We start from the raw sequence: 18,141 nt of genomic DNA on the forward strand, positions 1-18,141 counted from the left end.
TCAGCCCGCGCTACAGCCCAGAATATCGACGGCGTGATCGGAACCCAGAACAGTGATCCGGATCTCGGACCGGTCCAGTGCAAAAGGTGCACCTGATGCGTGTATGATCTCTGCTTCGGCCACCAGAGTATCCCCCTGCCTTCGAGACACAGGTTGCGAGGCCCAAAGCGAAGGATTGCCGGGTTCGATAACGGCGACTTCACGGCCACCCGCTGACGGCATCGTCATCCGCGCCTCGATCCGCATTCCGTCTTTCGTGGGCGTCAGATTGCAGGTGGTCTTGGTGACACGGGCCTCGCGCGCGGAATAGGGCCTTTGCGCCATCGCTGCGGCAATCGCCGGGTTGCGATCAGCGTCCGCGTCGAGCGTGTGGTCGAAATCCAGGCGTTCCGGGATGCAAACGTCTTTGCAGACCCCCAGATCCATCCTGCCTTTCAGGTGGACCGGTTTTGCCGGGTTGCGCGGAGTGACCTTGATGGGCAGGACCAGCTGGTTTTCATAGCCAATCGATTGCAGGCCATCCTGATCGAAGATTTCGGGCGCGGGCCAGATGATTTCCACCTGGCCGATATTGCTGGATCGCTTCCAGTCGAACTCGGGCGGGATGCCGGAATCTCCTGGCGCGCGCCAGTAGGTCTTCCAGCCATCCTTGAGCGTCAGCTTCAAAGCGGACATGTAGGTGCCGTTGGCCGTCCGCCCGCCATCCAGAACATCCAACTGAACCACGTCATCCAGGCCTTGCGCGGCAACTGGAACGGACAGGCTCAGACACGCGAGTGCGGCGACAGCGGTGGGTTTCATCGACATCTTCATACCCCATAAATGCGCTTCGTTGGCGCGGATTCCAAGTCACGATCCGGTCACCGCGATGAAATCCGTCGAAATACGGGTTCGACTCTTGCAAACTATGGTGCGGCGGGGCCATTGTTGACGTGAACTGACAAAGAGATGACGGCCCATGGACCTGACCGGAAAACTGTTGATTGCGATGCCCGGAATGGGCGATCCGCGATTCGACCATTCGGTAGTGTATATGTGCAGCCATGGCGACGATGGCGCCATGGGATTGATCGTGAACAAGCCTTCGGATCTGCGAATCAAGACGTTGCTGGGGCAACTGAACATCGCCTGTCGTATCCCGGTCATCGGAGAGCGCCTTGTGCATTTCGGTGGCCCGGTCGAGATGTCGCGCGGATTTGTCCTGCACAGCGCCGACTATGAGGCCAATCTGCATTCGATGCATATTTCCGCAGATTTCAGCATGACGGCGACGCTGGATGTGCTTGAAGATCTGGCGTCTGGCAGCGGACCGCTGAATTCGATGCTAACGCTGGGCTATTCCGGCTGGGGGCCAGGTCAGCTTGAGGACGAAATTGCCATGAACGGCTGGCTGACCACCGAAGCCACGACGAAACTTGTCTTCGACGTGCCCGATGACGAAAAATGGGAAGCTGCGTTGGCGACGCTCGGTGTGGATCCTCTGACGTTGTCCGCCAGCGCTGGCCGGGCCTGATCAGCTGTCGCGTGGTGCGGCGGCGCGGCGCAACCTGTCATTGATTGCAGCCCCCAATCCGGTGTTCGGGATCGGAGATACGGCAATTGGTCGGCCGGTCTCGTTCAGCCTGTGAAGGGCTGCAAAGAGGTTCGCGGCCGCCTCGGTCAGACGTCCTTCGGCAGACAGGTTCAGGTCGCAATCCACTGGTCCGAAGCCCAGCAGAACCTCATCGCCCTGACGGGCCGTGGCATTCAGGCGAACAGGCGCATCCGGCGCATAATGCGACTGCAACTGTCCCGGAGCGGTCAGCAGATCGCCGGATTGATGCAGGTGCAGTCGCATGTTCAGCACGCTTTCGACCCGGTCCAACGCAACGCCACCCGGACGCAGCAATGTGGGCTCTCCGGCCAGACCGACAATGGTGGATTCCAGACCCACCGCACAGGGGCCGTCGTCCAGAACAGCCGCGATCTTTCCGCCAAGACCGGACCACACATGAGCCGCCGTCGTGGGGCTGATCTGACCCGAGGGGTTTGCCGAGGGGGCCGCGACCGGTCCGTCAAAGTCGGCCAGCAGCGCACGCGCCGTCGGATGCGCGGGCACGCGCACGGCCAGAGTGTCCAGCCCGGCGGTCACCAGTGAGGAAATCCCGTGTCCTTCGCGCAAAGGCAAAACCAGGGTCAGAGGACCGGGCCAGAAGGCCTGTGCCAGCTGCTCGGCCTGATCCGACCATTGCACAAACCGCTGTGCCGCTTCGACCGAGGCGACATGGGCGATCAGCGGATTGAAGCTGGGCCGTCCCTTGGCCTCGTAGATCGATGCGACGGCCTGACCGTTGCGGGCGTCGCCGCCAAGGCCATAGACCGTTTCGGTCGGAAAGGCGACCAGAAGCCCTTGGCGCAAAAAATCGGCAGCTTGCGCGATGCCGCCGGGATCTGCCGTCAATTCCTGTGTGCCGGATGAGATCATATCTGATGACGCCGCGTTTTGGTTGCCTGGAACTTGAGGAAAGGTAGGTAATCGGTTCAGGCCCACACGCTTACCGGCGCTTGCATTTGATTCCAAGCCCGCCGATGTATTCTGATCCGTTAGACCCCGAGAGAAATCATGCCATATCGCGCCCCAATCTCAGATTATCAATTTCTGCTGGACCATGTCGTCGGGTTCGACCAGGTCGCCGCCACCGAGACTTTCGCAGATGCCAGCGCCGATGTCGTCACGGCCATCCTGACCGAAGCGGCCAAGATGAGCGAAGAAGTTCTGGCCCCGTTGCAGCGTGCCGGTGATCTGGAACCGGCGCGGCTTGAAAATGGCGTGCTGCGCAGCTCTCCGGGTTATGCCGATGGCTGGAAGGCGATTGCCGAAGGCGGGTGGATCGGGATCAGCGCTGATCCTGAATATGGCGGTATGGGCCTGCCGATGGCTGTCACCACTGCCGTGAACGAGATGATGAGCGCCGCTTGCCTGTCGTTGCAACTGGCTCCGCTGATGGCGCAGGGCCAGATCGAGGCGTTGGAACATCACGCCAGCGACGAACTGAAGTCGCTGTATCTGCCCAAAATGATTTCCGGCGAATGGTCAGCCACCATGAACCTGACCGAAGCGCAGGCCGGATCGGATGTGGGGGCGCTGACCTCGAAGGCTGAACCAAACGGTGATGGCACATACTCGGTGACCGGGCAGAAGATCTTCATTTCCTGGGGCGATAACGACTTTGCCGAAAATATCTGCCATCTGGTTCTGGCCCGCCTGCCGGACGGTGTGCCCGGCACCAAGGGCATTTCCTTGTTTCTGGTGCCGAAATACATCCCCGATTCGGATGGCAATCCCGGCGTGGCCAACGACCTGAAGGTTGTATCTGTCGAACACAAGATGGGTCTGCACGGCTCACCCACCTGCGTGATGCAATATGAGGGCGCCAAAGGATGGCTTGTCGGTAAGGAACATGGTGGTATGGCGGCCATGTTTACCATGATGAACAACGCCCGCCTGGGCGTGGGTGGCCAGGGTGTGGGCGTTGCGGAAGGCGCCTATCAGCACGCTTTGGCCTATGCGCTGGAACGCAAGCAGGGCAGGACGCCTTCGGGTACGATCATCGATCATGCGGATGTGCGTCGCATGATCATGGATATGCGCGCCGATATCTTTGCAGCTCGGGCGATTCTTCTGGCCAACGCGACCGCGATTGATATGGCGAAAGCCACCGGCGACGCCGATTGGGCCGCGCGGGCTGCGTTGTTGACGCCAATCGGCAAAAACTTTGGGGCCCGGACCGGAATACGCGTGGCCGAAACCGGCGTGCAGGTGCATGGCGGCATGGGCTTTGTCGAAGAAACAGGTGCGGCGCAGTATTCCCGCGATGTTCGCGTAACCGCGATCTACGAGGGAACCGACGGCATTCAGGCCATGGACCTTGTTGCGCGCAAAATGATGGACGGGGGCGAGGCGGCGTCGAACCTTCTGGACGAGATCGAAGAACAGGCAGAGCACGCGCGTGCGACGATGCCCGATCTGGCCGGTCCAGTGTGGGAGGCCACGGAAACCCTGCGCGAGGCAACCGAATGGTTGGTGGCGCAGGACGACATGAACGATCGGTTTGCAGGCGCAACGGCATATCTTCTGGCGTTTGCCCGGGTGCTTGGCGGGCACTATCACCTGTCCGCGGCACTGGCCGATCCGGATGGACCACGGGCCAAACTGGCGCGGTACTACATCAACGCTTTGTTGCCCGAGCATTCCGGCCTTCTGGCGCGGGTGCAAAGCGGTGCGGATGACCTCTTTTCGCTCAGCCCGGATGAATTGGCGGCGTGATGGACGGGGATCGCGTATCGGGGATCAGATATCCGTGGGCTGAACCGCCCGCGCCGGGTGAAGCCATCGAGGTTGCCGAGGGCGTCCTGTGGATGCGCCTGCCTCTTCCTATGGCGCTGGATCACGTCAATATCTACGCGCTGGACGATGGCGAAGGTTGGACGGTGATTGACACCGGGCTGTCGTCGAACAAGACGCGGCGTATCTGGGAAACCCTGATGGGCGGGCCTTTGAAAGGCAAACCGATCACCCGTGTGGTGGTGACGCATCATCATCCTGACCATGTCGGCAATGCCGGGTGGTTTCAGTCGGAACACGGGGCCGAACTGGTCACAAGCCGCACTTCATGGCTGTTTGCGCGGATGCTGACTCTGGATGTGCAGGAAACATGGCCGCAGGAGACGCTTGATTTCTATCGCAGCGCCGGCATGGCGCCCCAGGTTCTGAATGCGCGGATGAAGGATCGCCCCTTCAACTTTGCCGACACGGTCTATCCCATGCCACTGGGCTTTACCCGGATCAAGCAGGGCGACGTGATCCGAATGGGTGGGCGCGACTGGGACGTTCATATGGGCAACGGCCACGCGCCGGAACACGCCACCTTCTGGAGCCGTGACGACAATCTGGTGTTGAGCGGCGATCAGATTCTCAGCTCGATCAGTCCCAATCTGGGCGTCTATGCCACGGAACCGATGGCCGATCCGGTTTCAGCGTGGCTGGAAGCCTGCGAGCGGTTGCAGGCCCATGCCCGGCCCGATCATCTGGTTCTGGGCGGGCACAAGCTGCCGTTTTCGGGCCTGCCGCTTAGGATGAAACAGCTGATCGACAACCACCATGGCGCGTTGGATCGCCTGTTGAAGCATCTGGATCAACCCAGGGCGGCCGCAGATTGTTTTCCGCCACTGTTCAAACGCACGATCCGCGAAGGCGAATATGGGCTTGCGCTGGTTGAGGCGGTTGCGCATGTGAATCATCTCTACCACATTGGTGCAGTAACCCGGACGCAACGCGATGACGGGGCATGGCTGTATCAGCGCAAAGGGTAGAAGAATGCAGGACCAGATCGAAACCTCGGCCGAGGCCGCCGAAGCCGCCGCTTTACCGCGGTGTCACGAGGTGCACGCGGATCCCAATGCCGAATCCGGTGCCAAGGACCTGCCCGAAGGGTTGAAAAAGCCTGTTGCCAACAAAAGCCCGGCGCAATGGGCTTACGAACGTCTGATCATGTATATCCAGAACTTTGAAAAGACGCTGGACGGCGATCACGAAGTCGCCATGGGCTTTACCGGCGGCGATGCCGGCGTCATGCGGATCGAAGGGATGGGGTATTTCGACCCCGACATGATCACCTTTTACGGATCTGACGGAACCGGGGCCCGTACGCAACTGGTGCAGCATGTTAGTCAGTTGAACGTGATGTTGCGCGCCCTGCCCAAATCGGTCGAGGACAAACCCGCCAACCGCATCGGTTTCCGTCTGGCGGCGGATCTGGAAGACAGCTGACTTGCAATTCACGCCTGCGCGCCTTTGAATGACTGCATCAGTCCGGAGGCGCCCACGTGACACGATTTTTTCAAGCAGTAACACATGCCTACGCCGAGGCTTGGGCCCGGCGCCGTGTCTTTGTGCCAATCTACATCGCTGTGCGCTTGCTGTTGGTGGCGCTGATCGCGCCGGGTGTGGCCGTGGCCGTCAATCTGGCGGTCTCTCTGTCTAATCAGACCGCTCTGACCGATCAGGACATTGCGATGTTCCTGCTGTCTCCTGCCGGGTTCATCGCGGGTGTCACGGTGCTCAGTCTGTTCTTGCTGGCCGAGGTGCTTGTGTTCGCGGTCATGGCCGGGTCCTTGCGTATGGGGGAAGGCGACCCCTGGCGCGCAGGAAGCGCGGCGCTGGCACTGAACCTGTCCCGCTTTCCGGCGCTGTTCGGGTTTGCCGTTCGTTTCATTCTGCGCGTTCTGCTGCTTGCCTTGCCATTTGTGGCCATCGCGGGGTTGATCGCATGGTGGACGCTGACGGAATTTGACATCAATTATTACCTGACATTCCACCCTCCGGCCTTTCAGGTGGCCGTGGTTCTGATCGGGCTTGTCGGTCTCGCGTTGGCATGGGTGTTGATCCGCCGTCTGTCCGGGTGGGCGCTGGCGCTGCATCTGGTTCTGTTTGAAGGGGCCTCACCACGCGGAGCATTCGCGAAAAGTGAACAAAAGATGGAAGGCAAGCGCGGTCGTTTGAAGATCGAGCTTGCCCTTTGGCTGGGACTGCGGCTTGTGATTGCGGCTTTGATTGCGGCGGTGGCCAGTCTGTTGTTTGCGGTTGTGCCGGTGCAGGAAGGCGGCAGTCTCAGACTGGCATTGATCCTCAGCCTGATCATCGCGGGGCTTTGGTCCTTGGCGGGATTGGTTCTGGCGGCAACGGCGCTGGGCGCGCTGGCGGTCTTGCTGGACGCGTTTTTCGAAGCCGAGACAAAAGAGGTTCCCCATCCCGAACCCCGAAGGATCCGCGTACCGGTACTTGTGACTGTCGCAGCGGCCCTTGCGGCATTGGGCATTGGCCTTTGGTTTGGCCAAAGCCTGCTGGAACGGGTGCAGGCGCCGGATCATGCCGAGGTCATCGGTCACCGGGGTGCTGCGGCTTTGCGACCGGAAAACACAATGGCCTCGGTCCTGAAAGCGATCGAGGATGGTGCGGACTGGGTTGAGATAGACGTTCAGGAAACGGCGGATGATGTGGTTGTCGTGGCCCATGACAGCGATTTCATGAAGTTGGCCGGCGTCAACCTGAAGGTCTGGGATGCGACGATGCAGGATGTGGCTGATATCGACATTGGAAGCTGGTTCGGGCCGGAATACGCCGCAGAGCGGACCCCGACCCTGCGAGAGGTTCTGGAAGCGGCCAGGGGCAAGTCCAAGGTCCTTATCGAGCTGAAATACTATGGTCACGACGTCGATCTGGAAAACCGGGTGATCGGCCTTGTCGAAGAGCTTGGGATGCAGAACGACGTTGCCACCATGTCGCTGAAATACCCGGCCGTGCAAAAGATGGAAAAGGTGCGGCCCGACTGGCGCTCCGGTGTGTTGGCGGCCACGGCCATTGGGGATCTGTCGGGGCTGGAAGGCGAATTTGTCGCCGTCAATGCAGGCATGGTGACACCCGGGCTGATCCGCAAGGTGCAGGACGCCGGTAAGGATATCTACGTCTGGACGGTGAATGATCCGTTGCAGATGTCCAGAATGGCCTCGATGGGGGTGGATGGTCTGATCACTGACCGTCCGGCCATGGCCAATGAGGTTTTGCGTGTACGCGCTGAAATGGGGCCGGGCGAGCGGCTGTTGCTGTGGCTGGCCACTACGTTCGGATTGCAGGTCGATACAGAGGCGATGCGCGATGAAAGCCCTTGAACTGGCGTTGTTTCTGGTCATGCTGCCGCTGTCGGCATGGGCTCAGGATCTGATGCGCGGACTTGAAATGCCGGGCCACCGCGCCCTGATCGAGCAAAGCGAGGGCGCCGAACTGACGTCGTTTGAAACCGATGGCTGTTCGGGCGGGTTGTCAGCCAGTTGGCGCTGGGTGGCAAAGCAGTTCCCACAAGTCGGCGAGCTGTATCAAGAGCACCCCCCGTGGGAGTACTGCTGCGTGACCCATGACCGGGCTTATCACAATGCAGGAGGAGCGGAGACGGCCGAGGAAAGCTTTGACGCACGTCTGGCTGCGGATGACGCCTTGCACGCCTGTGTGGTAGAGCACGGAGACCGTCATGCAGAAGATTATGCCGACCGGTACGACATGACACCTGACCAGATTCGCAGCGTGCACGCGATAACTGCGGATGCAATGTATGGGGCGGTGCGATTCGGTGGCGGGCCGTGCAGCGGCCTGCCCTGGCGGTGGGGTTTCGGGTATCTCGGTTGTTCGGTTCTCAAGTAACAGCGCCCTGCGCGCGAATGACGTGGTGACAGGCGTTGTGTTTTCCATTATCCAACAGATCAAACACGCGAATTGGGAATCTGAGACTCATGGCTGAATACAAGCACGGCGAAATGGACATCACGGTCCAAACCAAGACATTCAACGGTTTCATCAAAGCCACCACGTGGTGTGTGGTCGCCATTGCCTTTCTGTGCCTGTTCCTGGCGGTATTCGCCTCCTAATCGTTTCGGGGGCTGACTTGCTCAGGATATTGATTGCCTGCTTGCTGGCAGCGACAGTGGCGGGTTGCGCCAATTCAAGCCGTCCGCAGGCGGATCGGAACGAAATCGTGTCCCGGTCCTACCGTGATCCGGGGCCATCGACGCTGACGCTGTACACGATGATCAGCACTCGCACCGGATCGGGCGCACATACGTCGCTGATGATTTCGGGCAGCGAGCGGGTGATCTTTGACCCTGCCGGTTCGTTCCGGGCGGATGTGGTTCCGGTGAAGGATGATGTGCTTTACGGCATTACCCCGGCGGTCGAGCGGGCCTATCGCAGTTCGCACGCGCGCGAGACGCATTATGCCCGCATACAGACCATCCAGGTGAGCCCGCAACAGGCTGAAATCGCCTTGCAACTGGCAAAACAATCCGGTCCGGTGGCTGGCGCGTTCTGCACCAATGCGACATCGCAACTTTTGAAACAGGTGCCGGGGTTCGAGCAGATCGATGTGACGTTCTATCCGGTGAAGTTGTCGGAACAGTTCGCACAGATTCCGGGCGTCGTGACCGAAGAATACCGGGAAAATGACGATGCGGATCTGCAAAAAGGTTTGGCGGCAAACAATGCGCGTCTCAACCAGCTGAACGCTTCCTCAACTCAGTAGATACAGCAGACCATAGAGCGTGGCGGCCCCGGAAAAGATGGCCGCCAGCACGTTTTTGCTGATCACTCCGACCACCAGGGCAACAGCCGCCGCCGACATGCGGGGCAGATCGGGCTGTCCTTCGGTGGCCGATGGCCAGACAACAAGCGGCGCGATCAATGCAGGAAGGATGGCCACCGCTGTATATCGCAGGTGACGCAGCAGCCAGGGCGGCATCGGGCGATCACCTACAAAACCGATAAAAACAAAGCGCAGCGCATAGCTGCCGATGGCAAGCCCGATGATAATGGCCCAGATGGTGACGGAATCCGGCTGCGTCATGACTGCGTCTTTCCACGTTCGAGGATCAGTTCCGCTTGCGCTCCGGCAATCATTCCAGCGCATCCGGCAATCAACAGACCCAGATTGAACGGGATTGCGACGGTCAGCAACGATACCGTGATGGCCACAAGGGCCGCGACCACATGTGCAAAGGTCCGCATCATCGGCCCTATCATGGCCAGAAAGGTGATAGGCAGGGCAAAATCCAGCGCCCAGCTTTCCGGTATTTGCGCACCCAGCACTGCGCCCAGATACGTACCCAGAATCCAGAGCGGTGTGATCGGCGTGACAGAGCCCACGAAATAGGCCATGCGTTGCGGCACTGACAGGTCGGGCTCTTTCTCGAACCGCACGATGGAGCAGGCATAAGATTGATCCACGGTCAGATATGCCGCAAAGGCACGCTGCCACATGGGCGCGGAACCCAGGTAAGGTGTCAGTGATGCGGAATACATCGCCATGCGCAGATTCACCGCCAGCGCCGAGATTATGATGATCACGGTCGGAGTGTTGTCCTGCAACAGTTGCAGGGCCGCGAACTGCGCTGCTCCGGCAAAAACGGTCGATGTAAAGGCCATCGTCTGGACAAGGGTCAGCCCGGCTTCGGTTGCGAAAACACCGAACAGAAGGCCAAAGGGCACGGCGACGAAGATAAACGGCGTCCCGTCCCGAAAACCTTTCCAGAAGTATGACTTGGATGTGGCAGAGGCCATGTCTAAATCCTATGGTGATGCGTGCAGCAGTAACTGTCTTGGGAAGGGGTTGCAATTGGCCACGGAATTCAATCTGTCGGACTATCTTATCGCCCCTGATCCGGGCGCGACACGCCTGACCCGCGCGGTCGAGGGTGTGGATCAGATCGGTGAAATCAGCCAGATATCCGTGGTCGAGGAACGCCCGCTGACCATATTCCTCAATTCGCAGGAAATCGTGACGGCGATGACGATTGGCGATTATCCCGAATACCTGGCGCTGGGCTTTCTGCGCAATCAGGGGATGCTGCTGGCGGATGACGAAATCACGCGCGTGGAATATGACGACGATCTTGAAACCGTGATTGTCCGCACCGCGCGCCAGACGTCTTACGAGGACAAGCTGAAGAAAAAGACCCGCACCAGCGGATGTGCCGTAGGTACGGTGTTTGGCGACATGATGGAAGGTCTTGAAGACGTGCAATTGCCGCAGGTTCAGGTGCGGACGTCGTGGCTGTACGACCTGGCGTCCAAAATCAACCGCACTCCGTCGCTGTACCTCGAGGCCGGGGCAATCCACGGCACTGTTTTGTGCCGCGAAAACCGCCCGCTGGTATATATGGAAGACGTGGGCCGTCATAACGCCGTCGACAAGATTGCAGGCTGGATGTTGTCCGAGAATGAGGCGGCGGAGGACAAGATCCTCTATACCACCGGTCGCCTGACATCCGAGATGGTGATCAAAACGGCGATGATGGGAATCCCGGTTTTGGCCTCTCGCTCGGGCTTCACCGCATGGGGTGTCGAGATCGCGCGCGAGGTTGGGCTGACGCTGATCGGCCGGATGCGCGGGCAGCGCTTTGTCTGCCTGTCGGGCGACGACCGCCTGCTGCGCGACGTGGATCCGTCAACCGTTGCTGTCGAAGACAGGAAACACCGCCGGAAAAGTGCAGGATGATTTTGGAAACCCTTAGACCCTTTTTCCTGTTTGTTGTGACGGTCGGTATCTTGCCGCTGAGCATTCTTGCTGCGCGAAACTACGCACGCAGCAAACGGACAATCGTAGACGGCATGGCGCGGTTGGACGAAGAAACTCTGGATCGATTGGGATGGGAAGCAAGAGACTATATCGGCACATTTGACCTGTTTGCCCCATTCCGGATGGGGTGGACGGCTTGGGGATTGGCGGTGCAAAAACAAAGCGCCGTATTGCAACGAATCCTCCTTCAAGGTTTACCGGACTCAGTTGTATTACCCGACGAGATCCGACGATCACTCCGCAGGTATCGGTGCTATTTCTGGTCGTTTTTCGCGCCAGTGGCGGTTTTGGTGCTCTTTTTCGCTTTCATTCGCTTGAGCCATGTCTTGGCCGGTTTTTCCGGACTTCCTTTGAGCCTGTGTTTCATCTTGCTGGGTGCGGGCAGCGGGGTTTGGATTTTCACACCGCTGGAGAAATTTCGAAAATGGCCGGACATCGAGGACCCATCATGACCAAACCGCTTGGCGTCATTCTCGCAGGCGGGCAGGCCACCCGTATGGGCGGCGGCGACAAGGGCCTGTTGCAGATCGGGGGGCAGAGCCTGCTGTCTCATGTGATCAACAGGCTTGCGCCACAGGTCGATGGGCTGGCGCTGAACGCCAATGGCGACCCTGGGCGGTTCGCTGATCTGGGCCTGCCCGTCCTGCCTGATACGATCGAAGGGTTCGCCGGGCCTCTGGCCGGTGTGCTGGCCGGGCTCGACTGGGCGGCAGAGCAGGGGGCGGACAGCATCGTGACAGCTGCTGCGGACACGCCATTTTTCCCGCGCGATCTGGTGGCGCGACTGACGCAGGCTGCGGAAGGGCAGGTACACCCATTGGTCTTGGCCACCACGCCGCGTACGGGTGACGAGGCGCTGAAATCCGGTGGCGGCAAGCGGGTCAACCGACACCCGACATTCGGGCTTTGGCCCGTTGCGCTGCGCGATGATCTGCGGGCGGCGCTGATGGACGGGTTGCGCAAGGTGGTGCTGTGGACCGACAAACATGACGGGCGCGAGGCTTTGTTCAGCGCCGACCCGTTCGATCCTTTCTTCAACGTCAACACGCCTGAAGATCTGGATCGCGCCCGAACCTTGTTGGAGCAGGCATGAGGGTTTACGGCGTCACGGGCTGGAAGAATGCCGGCAAAACCGGGCTGATGGAACGGCTGGTGGCCGAGATCACAGGCCGGGGATTCGCGGTCTCTACGGTCAAGCACGCGCATCACAGCGTCGATGTGGATCAGCCGGGCACGGACAGTCACCGGCACCGCGTGGCAGGGGCCAGCGAGGTATTGCTTGCCTCGGGGCAACGTATTGCTTTGATGCAGGAATTGCGGGGCGCGCCTGAACCGCCGCTGGCCGAGCTGCTGGCGCGGCTCTCGCCGGTCGATCTGGTGTTGGTCGAAGGGTTCAAGCGCGAGGACCACCCCAAGATCGAAGCGTATCGCGCAGCGGCGGGCAATGCGCTGATGGCACCGGAAAACGGCACCATCCGCGCGGTGGCCAGCGACACCGCGCTGGATCTGGACCGCCCGGTTTTTGACTTGAACGACACTGCCGGCGTCGCGGATTTCATCCTGAAGGAGGTCGGATTGTGAGCCTGTTCCAGACCTTTGCAATGGTGGATTGGTCTGGCGGAAACGACACCGGACCGACCCCGCGCAAGGATGCGATCTGGGCCTGCATTGTACGTAATGGGAAAGTGCTTGACCCCGAATACCTGCGTAACAGGCTGGTTGCAGAGCAATGGTTGGATGCTCTGATCCACGCCGAACTGATGGCCGGTCGCCGTCTGCTTCTTGGGTTCGATTTTCCTTTTGGATATCCATGCGGCTTCGCGCGGGCGATGACCGGAACGGACGATCCGCTGGCGTTGTGGGATTGGTTCGACCAACATATCGAGGATTCCCCGAAGGCCAACAACCGCTTTGATCTGGCGGGTCGGATCAACCTTCAGTTTGGCGGCCGTGGCCCGTTCTGGATGAATGGACTGCGCCGAGATATTGACGGCCTGCCACGCACCAAATCGGACTATTCCAACCCGTTCCCGAACCGTCGTGCCGTGGAGACTTTGGCAAAGGGCAGTTTCACCTGCTGGCAGATGGCGGGTGCGGGTGCAGTGGGCGGGCAGGTGATGATGGGCCTTCCGGTTCTGAACCGGCTTCGCCATCGGTTTGCCGGGCAAATCTCGGTCTGGCCGTTCGAACCGGTGGATAAACCAGTCGCCTTCGTGGAAATCTGGCCGTCTCTGACCTTGGGTGCGCCTCCGGAAGGGCGGATCAAAGATGCCTGGCAGGTTGAACAGGTCGCCTTGACTCTGTCGGGTTTAACAGAGCAGGAGTTGGATGCGCAATTGAACGTCTCAGCGGCAGAGGAAGGTTGGATATTGGGTGTGCCTCAGGACAAGCCGAACATAGCCCCGCCCCCGTTGCGGAACGATTGTTTTGCCTTGCCCGCCGGGGTCAACTGGACACCGGTGGATGAGGCGCTGGCCTATTTGCGTGACAGGCTGCACCCGATTACCGCATCTGAGACGATGGCGCTGACCAAGGCGTGCGGGCGCGTTCTGGCCCGGGATGTGGTCGCCCGACGTTCGAACCCGCCGCTTCCCAATACGGCCGTGGATGGGTACGGGTTTGCCGGTCCCGCCCCTGATGGCCCGCAGATCATGCCATTGATTGACGGGCGCGCGGCGGCAGGGATCCCGTTCGACGGTGACGTGCCTGAAGGCCGTGCCTTGCGCGTGCTGACGGGGGCGGCGCTGCCTGCCGGTGTCGACACGGTCATTCTGGAAGAGGATGTCACGGTCAAGGACGGCCACATTGCCTTCCACGGCCCGCTGAAAAAAGGCGCCAACACACGGCGCGCGGGAGAAGATGTGGCCGCAGGCGATATCGCTCTTTCTGCCGGGCGCAGGCTGACCCCCGCCGATCTTGCGCTGCTGTCTGCCGTGGGGATCGCCGAAGTCAACGTGCGCAAACCGCTTCGCGTGGCCGTGGTCTCTACGGGTGATGAATTGGTCGAAGCCGGAGAGCGCGCGGGTCCGGGTCAGATTTTCGACGCCAACCGCCCGATGCTGCTGTCCTTGATCGAACGTATGGGCTTCGTGCCCGTGGACATGGGGCGTGTTTCGGATGATCGCGACGCCTTGCGGGATCGATTGGACCAGTCCGCAGAACGGGCTGATGTGGTTTTGACCAGCGGTGGCGCGTCAGCGGGTGACGAAGACCATGTTTCGGCCCTGTTGCGTCAGGCCGGAGCGATGCAGCACTGGCGCATTGCGTTGAAACCCGGGCGGCCGCTGGCTTTGGGTTTGTGGTCCGGCGTGCCGGTGTTCGGCCTGCCCGGAAACCCGGTTGCCGCCATGGTCTGTACGTTGATCTTCGCGCGTCCGGCCTTGGGGCTGATGTCCGGTGAAGGCTGGGTAGAACCGCAAGGTTTCGAAGTGCCTGCCGCCTTTGAAAAGCGCAAGAAGCCCGGTCGTCGGGAATATCTGCGTGCCAGAATGCGGGATGGGCGGGCCGAGGTCTTCCACTCGGAAGGGTCAGGCCGGATCAGTGGCCTCAGCTGGGCTGAAGGGTTGGTTGAAATCGAAGATGGTGCGCGCCATGTCAAACCGGGCGATATGGTCCGGTTCCTTCCTTATGGAAGTTTCGGCGTGTGACGGTCACGATTTCACGAGGATTCGCCGATCAGGAACGCGCGCAGGCGGCGGCGCTGTTCTGGCAGGCATTTGCGGCCAAGCTGGACAAAGTCATGGGGCCGGACGAAAAAGGATTGGCTTTCTTTGAAATCGCATTGAACCCGGATTTCGCGCTGGTTGCGCGGGATGAAACAGGGCGGGTGCTGGGCCTGGCAGGATTCAAGACGCGCGAGGGAGCCTTTTCAGGGGGCAGCATGTCCGACCTTGCGCGGGTTTATGGATGGTTCGGGGCGATCTGGCGCGCCTTGGTTCTGAGCGTGCTGGAGCGCGAACTGAAACCGGGCGTGTTCCAGATGGACGGTATTTTTGTCGCCGCCGAGGCGCGCGGCAAAGGAGTGGGCACGGCATTGCTGAATGCCATCAAGTCCGAGGCCCGCAACCGCAACATGTCAGAGGTTCAGCTTGATGTCATCGACACAAACCCCCGCGCCCGCAGCTTGTACGAACGCGAGGGGTTCCAGCCCCTGGGTCAAGAAAAAACCGGACCACTGAAGTATCTGTTCAATTTCCGCAGCGCGACCAAAATGTCGTGGGTTGTCGGGCAGGATTAATCAAACGTGCCTGCCACGCGGCCCAGCAACATGAATGCGCGTGCCGTTCGGGTTTCACCCAATTCACTCAGTTCCGCATCGCTGGCCGTGGGTTCGAACTCGGCTATCATCTTGTCAAACCGACGCAGGAAATGGTGCGCGGCGTCGCGGAAAATCGGGTCCTGCTTCATTCGGGCCGCTGTCAGCGCCAATGAAGATCTGTCGCGCACACCCCCCAGCGCCGCCACGGCGCGCCCGCGTGTGCCTTGGGCGAACTGGCGCCAGATTTCTGGCCGGGCCATGTCGGGGCGCAGGTCATCCATGTAGATGCCTTCCTGGCTGAGCAGCGTCAGAACATCCTGCGAAGCTTGCACAAGCTGTGCCGTCTTGCGGTCCTTCAATGCAACACGCAGCGCATTGAACCCCTCGGTGTCATCCTGCGTTTCGGGGAAATTCAGGGCACGGATGAAAACCTCGGTACTCAGTGGTGGTGTGATCTCTTCCGCAGGCGTCCCCAGTTCCAACGAGGTCTGGTCTCCCTGAGCGGAAGGCTGCGAGGCCGCGGCAGAGCGCGCTGTGCGTGTGGTCGAGAACGTTGCCAAGGCGTCTTCGGTTTTCCGTGTGGCCGCAGCGATTTCATCCAGCTTTTTGGTCACCGCAGGTTCATAAGTGCTGGAGGCGCGCTGCTGCTGCGCCACATAGGCCTGCCGGATCGCGTCGATTGCCGTTTGCAGGCGTTCGCTTTCCTCTCGCATCACCCGACTGGCACGCATCGCGGTGGCCGCAACCCAGATCATCGCCACAGGCATGAATACAGCCAGAAAGGTGACGACGAGGCCACCGTTCTGCCCCTGACCGGGCAGCACGAGAAAGACAACCGACACCACCAGCCAGATCAGGCTGAGCACCAGTGCGGCAATCTCGATTTCGGTGACAGCCGGAGTCTTCGGGCGATCATAGATGCCCAGCGACGTCGGCTTTTCGGTTTCCGGGTCAGGTTTTGGCCCCGACATTACATGCGCTCCGGTCAGGCGTACTCGATACTCAGGATTTCGTAAGAGCGCACGCCGCCGGGTGTGCGCACTTCGACGCTGTCCCCTTCATCTTTGCCGATCAGGGCGCGGGCGATGGGGGATTTGATGTTCAGCAGGCCGTTTTCGATATTGGCCTCGTATTCACCAACGATCTGCCAGGTCTTTTCTTCATCGGTATCTTCGTCGACCAATGTGACTTTTGCGCCAAACTTGACCGCGCCCGACAGTTTTGCCGGGTCGATGACATCGGCCAGCGACAGGATACCTTCCAGTTCCTTGATGCGACCTTCGATGAAGCCCTGTTTTTCACGGGCAGAATGGTATTCGGCGTTTTCCTTCAGGTCGCCCAGCTCGCGCGCCGAGGCGATGGCTTCGATGATCGCCGGGCGTTCAACGGATTTGAGGTTCTTCAGCTCCGCCTCGAGCGCGGCATTGCCCGCAGGCGTCATCGGGATCTTTTCCATACTCTCTACGTCCACGCATAAATTGAGTAGCCCCGCCGCACAGGAGCGTCGGGGCGAATGTTAGATTGGCAGTTACCTGACCCAAATGCCACGTGAATTGCAAGAGGTGACAGCGTCAGCAGCGATCAATTCGCGACTTCGCGCCGTTTTGATTTGGGGTGGGGCCTGTGCCGATGATCGGGATGCCGCGACCTGCGCCAACGCTGCGATGGGGTGCAAAGCCAAATCATCTCAATCATATTGCACAACTTCGAACTCGATCCCGTTGTCATCGCGGAAATAGAACCGGCGCCCTGGTTCGTAATCGGCGTGGTTGTGGGGCTCGAATCCCGCCTTGCGAACCTTGTCTTCGGTGGCATCTATGTCTTCGACCAGAACACCGACATGGTTCAGCCCGCCGATCACATCATAGCTGCTTTCATCCGACTGTTTCGGGTCGTCAGGTTTGTACAGCGCCAGATACGTATGGGCCGAGCCGACATGCACAGTGTATCCACCAGCAATTGCAGGGCCTTCCCAACGGGTTTTCCAGCCAAAGACCTTTTGCATCCAACCGGCCGAGGCCTGCGGGTCGCGGACAGTGAAATTGGTGTGTTCAAGCGTCGCCATCATGGGATCTCCTGTGTTTTTTGGCTTGTCCCGACTCAGCGTAATTTCTAAACCTAACTTTAGGTCAAGGTATTTCTCGTGAGGGTTTGATGGCGGTATCAGAGGGGCTGGCGATTGGCGCATTGGCCCGGCGCACAGGTCTGGCCGTTTCGGCCATCCGGTACTACGAGGCGCAGGGTTTGATTTCGCCCTGGCGCAACGCGGGCGGGCAGCGACGTTACCAACGGGCCGATATTCGGCGGCTGAGCTTTGTGATGATTGCGCAGCAGTTCGGCCTGACCCTGCCTGAAATCCGGCAGGTGTTGTCGGGCCTGCCCGGAAACCGCACGCCGACGCCTCAGGACTGGAAGGCGATCAGCGTACAGCTGAGGGCCCATCTGGATCAGCGAATCGACACCCTGACGCGGTTGCGCGACAATCTGGATGGCTGCATCGGATGCGGGTGTCTGAGCCTGCCGAAATGCGCGCTTTACAACCCCGATGACCGGGCAAAATCGCATGGTAGCGGTCCCAGATACCTGATGGGGGACACACCGGAAGGTTGATGTGTCGAATAGCGCCCTTGTTACGCCGTGTTTCGATTGACCAATGTCTTTGTGACCATGTAATCAGCCGTGAAACAAAATTGCGCAGATCATGCGGTGACAGCGCCAATTCGG

At 60.1% G+C, this 18,141-nt stretch carries 22 protein-coding genes; 15 read left to right on the forward strand and 7 right to left on the reverse strand.

From position 1 onward, the window contains the following. Positions 1-801 (reverse strand): protein-disulfide reductase DsbD domain-containing protein, encoded by an 801-nt coding sequence (locus ACR0DJ_RS00435; RefSeq protein WP_480683551.1) that lies wholly within the window; start codon positions 799-801, stop codon positions 1-3. Positions 802-958: 157 nt separating this feature from the next. Here ACR0DJ_RS00435 and ACR0DJ_RS00440 point away from each other — a divergent pair, with 157 nt between their 5' ends. Continuing rightward, a complete protein-coding gene (locus ACR0DJ_RS00440; protein ID WP_152456781.1) occupies positions 959-1,513 on the forward strand; it encodes a YqgE/AlgH family protein in 555 nt (184 codons plus the stop codon). On the opposite strand, the gene ACR0DJ_RS00445 is transcribed toward ACR0DJ_RS00440, so the two are convergent. Further along, on the reverse strand, positions 1,514-2,464 hold the full coding sequence (locus tag ACR0DJ_RS00445; protein ID WP_480683552.1) for an L-threonylcarbamoyladenylate synthase: 951 nt from the start codon (positions 2,462-2,464) through the stop codon (positions 1,514-1,516). It abuts the gene before it with no gap. A 138-nt stretch (positions 2,465-2,602) separates the two neighbouring features. Here ACR0DJ_RS00445 and ACR0DJ_RS00450 point away from each other — a divergent pair, with 138 nt between their 5' ends. From ACR0DJ_RS00450 to ACR0DJ_RS00480, 7 genes are all read left to right on the forward strand, one after another. After that, complete coding sequence (locus ACR0DJ_RS00450) at positions 2,603-4,306, forward strand: acyl-CoA dehydrogenase (protein WP_170346309.1); 1,704 nt, start codon at positions 2,603-2,605, stop codon at positions 4,304-4,306. Continuing rightward, positions 4,306-5,352 carry an MBL fold metallo-hydrolase gene (locus ACR0DJ_RS00455; RefSeq protein ID WP_480683553.1) on the forward strand — a complete coding sequence of 349 codons (1,047 nt, stop codon included), beginning with the start codon at positions 4,306-4,308 and terminating at the stop codon, positions 5,350-5,352. Before ACR0DJ_RS00450 ends, ACR0DJ_RS00455 begins: the two co-directional genes overlap by 1 nt. 4 nt (positions 5,353-5,356) lie before the next feature. Further along, on the forward strand, positions 5,357-5,809 hold the full coding sequence (locus tag ACR0DJ_RS00460; protein WP_170346311.1) for a DUF6173 family protein: 453 nt from the start codon (positions 5,357-5,359) through the stop codon (positions 5,807-5,809). 56 nt (positions 5,810-5,865) lie between these two features. Beyond that, positions 5,866-7,707, forward strand: coding sequence for a glycerophosphodiester phosphodiesterase (locus tag ACR0DJ_RS00465; RefSeq protein ID WP_480683554.1), 1,842 nt, complete (start codon positions 5,866-5,868; stop codon positions 7,705-7,707). Continuing rightward, complete coding sequence (locus tag ACR0DJ_RS00470) at positions 7,694-8,233, forward strand: hypothetical protein (RefSeq protein ID WP_480683555.1); 540 nt, start codon at positions 7,694-7,696, stop codon at positions 8,231-8,233. The genes ACR0DJ_RS00465 and ACR0DJ_RS00470 overlap by 14 nt, the downstream gene beginning before the upstream one ends. Positions 8,234-8,322: 89 nt before the next feature. Beyond that, positions 8,323-8,457 carry an aa3-type cytochrome c oxidase subunit IV gene (locus tag ACR0DJ_RS00475; RefSeq protein WP_117870443.1) on the forward strand — a complete coding sequence of 45 codons (135 nt, stop codon included), beginning with the start codon at positions 8,323-8,325 and terminating at the stop codon, positions 8,455-8,457. Between the two features lie 17 nt (positions 8,458-8,474). Beyond that, positions 8,475-9,107, forward strand: a complete 633-nt coding sequence (locus ACR0DJ_RS00480) for a hypothetical protein (RefSeq protein WP_170346314.1) — start codon at positions 8,475-8,477, stop codon at positions 9,105-9,107. On the opposite strand, the gene ACR0DJ_RS00485 is transcribed toward ACR0DJ_RS00480, so the two are convergent. After that, a complete protein-coding gene (locus ACR0DJ_RS00485; protein WP_170346315.1) occupies positions 9,096-9,428 on the reverse strand; it encodes an AzlD domain-containing protein in 333 nt (110 codons plus the stop codon). The genes ACR0DJ_RS00480 and ACR0DJ_RS00485 overlap by 12 nt on opposite strands. Further along, entirely contained in the window at positions 9,425-10,141 is a 717-nt protein-coding gene (locus ACR0DJ_RS00490; protein ID WP_170346316.1) for an AzlC family ABC transporter permease, read from the reverse strand. The genes ACR0DJ_RS00485 and ACR0DJ_RS00490 overlap by 4 nt, the downstream gene beginning before the upstream one ends. Between ACR0DJ_RS00490 and ACR0DJ_RS00495 the strand changes: the two genes are divergently transcribed. From ACR0DJ_RS00495 to ACR0DJ_RS00520, 6 genes are read left to right on the forward strand one after another with little or no spacing between them, the layout of a single operon-like run. Next, the gene (locus ACR0DJ_RS00495; RefSeq protein WP_480686215.1) at positions 10,140-11,078 is read left to right on the forward strand and encodes a formate dehydrogenase accessory sulfurtransferase FdhD; all 939 of its coding nucleotides are present in this window, start codon (positions 10,140-10,142) and stop codon (positions 11,076-11,078) included. The two genes, ACR0DJ_RS00490 and ACR0DJ_RS00495, sit on opposite strands and share 2 nt — an antisense overlap. Continuing rightward, positions 11,075-11,611: a hypothetical protein gene (locus ACR0DJ_RS00500; RefSeq protein WP_257599928.1), complete on the forward strand. Its 537-nt coding sequence runs from the start codon at positions 11,075-11,077 to the stop codon at positions 11,609-11,611. Before ACR0DJ_RS00495 ends, ACR0DJ_RS00500 begins: the two co-directional genes overlap by 4 nt. Then, entirely contained in the window at positions 11,608-12,252 is a 645-nt protein-coding gene (gene mobA / locus ACR0DJ_RS00505) for a molybdenum cofactor guanylyltransferase MobA (protein WP_170346318.1), read from the forward strand. Before ACR0DJ_RS00500 ends, mobA begins: the two co-directional genes overlap by 4 nt. Next, the gene (gene mobB, locus ACR0DJ_RS00510) at positions 12,249-12,740 is read left to right on the forward strand and encodes a molybdopterin-guanine dinucleotide biosynthesis protein B (protein ID WP_170346319.1); all 492 of its coding nucleotides are present in this window, start codon (positions 12,249-12,251) and stop codon (positions 12,738-12,740) included. Before mobA ends, mobB begins: the two co-directional genes overlap by 4 nt. A 20-nt stretch (positions 12,741-12,760) precedes the next feature. After that, complete coding sequence (locus ACR0DJ_RS00515) at positions 12,761-14,806, forward strand: molybdopterin-binding protein (protein ID WP_480684745.1); 2,046 nt, start codon at positions 12,761-12,763, stop codon at positions 14,804-14,806. Then, positions 14,803-15,396, forward strand: a complete 594-nt coding sequence (locus tag ACR0DJ_RS00520; protein ID WP_480683556.1) for a GNAT family N-acetyltransferase — start codon at positions 14,803-14,805, stop codon at positions 15,394-15,396. The genes ACR0DJ_RS00515 and ACR0DJ_RS00520 overlap by 4 nt, the downstream gene beginning before the upstream one ends. On the opposite strand, the gene ACR0DJ_RS00525 is transcribed toward ACR0DJ_RS00520, so the two are convergent. From ACR0DJ_RS00525 to ACR0DJ_RS00535, 3 genes are all read right to left on the reverse strand, one after another. Then, complete coding sequence (locus tag ACR0DJ_RS00525; protein ID WP_425078968.1) at positions 15,393-16,388, reverse strand: hypothetical protein; 996 nt, start codon at positions 16,386-16,388, stop codon at positions 15,393-15,395. The genes ACR0DJ_RS00520 and ACR0DJ_RS00525 overlap by 4 nt on opposite strands. 14 nt (positions 16,389-16,402) lie before the next feature. Continuing rightward, positions 16,403-16,873: a transcription elongation factor GreA gene (greA, locus tag ACR0DJ_RS00530; protein ID WP_170346321.1), complete on the reverse strand. Its 471-nt coding sequence runs from the start codon at positions 16,871-16,873 to the stop codon at positions 16,403-16,405. A gap of 231 nt (positions 16,874-17,104) precedes the next feature. Next, a complete protein-coding gene (locus tag ACR0DJ_RS00535; RefSeq protein ID WP_170346322.1) occupies positions 17,105-17,485 on the reverse strand; it encodes a VOC family protein in 381 nt (126 codons plus the stop codon). An 86-nt stretch (positions 17,486-17,571) separates the two neighbouring features. On the opposite strand from ACR0DJ_RS00535, the gene soxR reads away from it, so the two are divergent. Next, positions 17,572-18,027, forward strand: a complete 456-nt coding sequence (gene soxR, locus ACR0DJ_RS00540) for a redox-sensitive transcriptional activator SoxR (protein WP_170346323.1) — start codon at positions 17,572-17,574, stop codon at positions 18,025-18,027. Positions 18,028-18,141: the final 114 nt, after the last annotated feature.

It is taken from the genome of Ruegeria sp. BF10 (genome assembly GCF_056538725.1).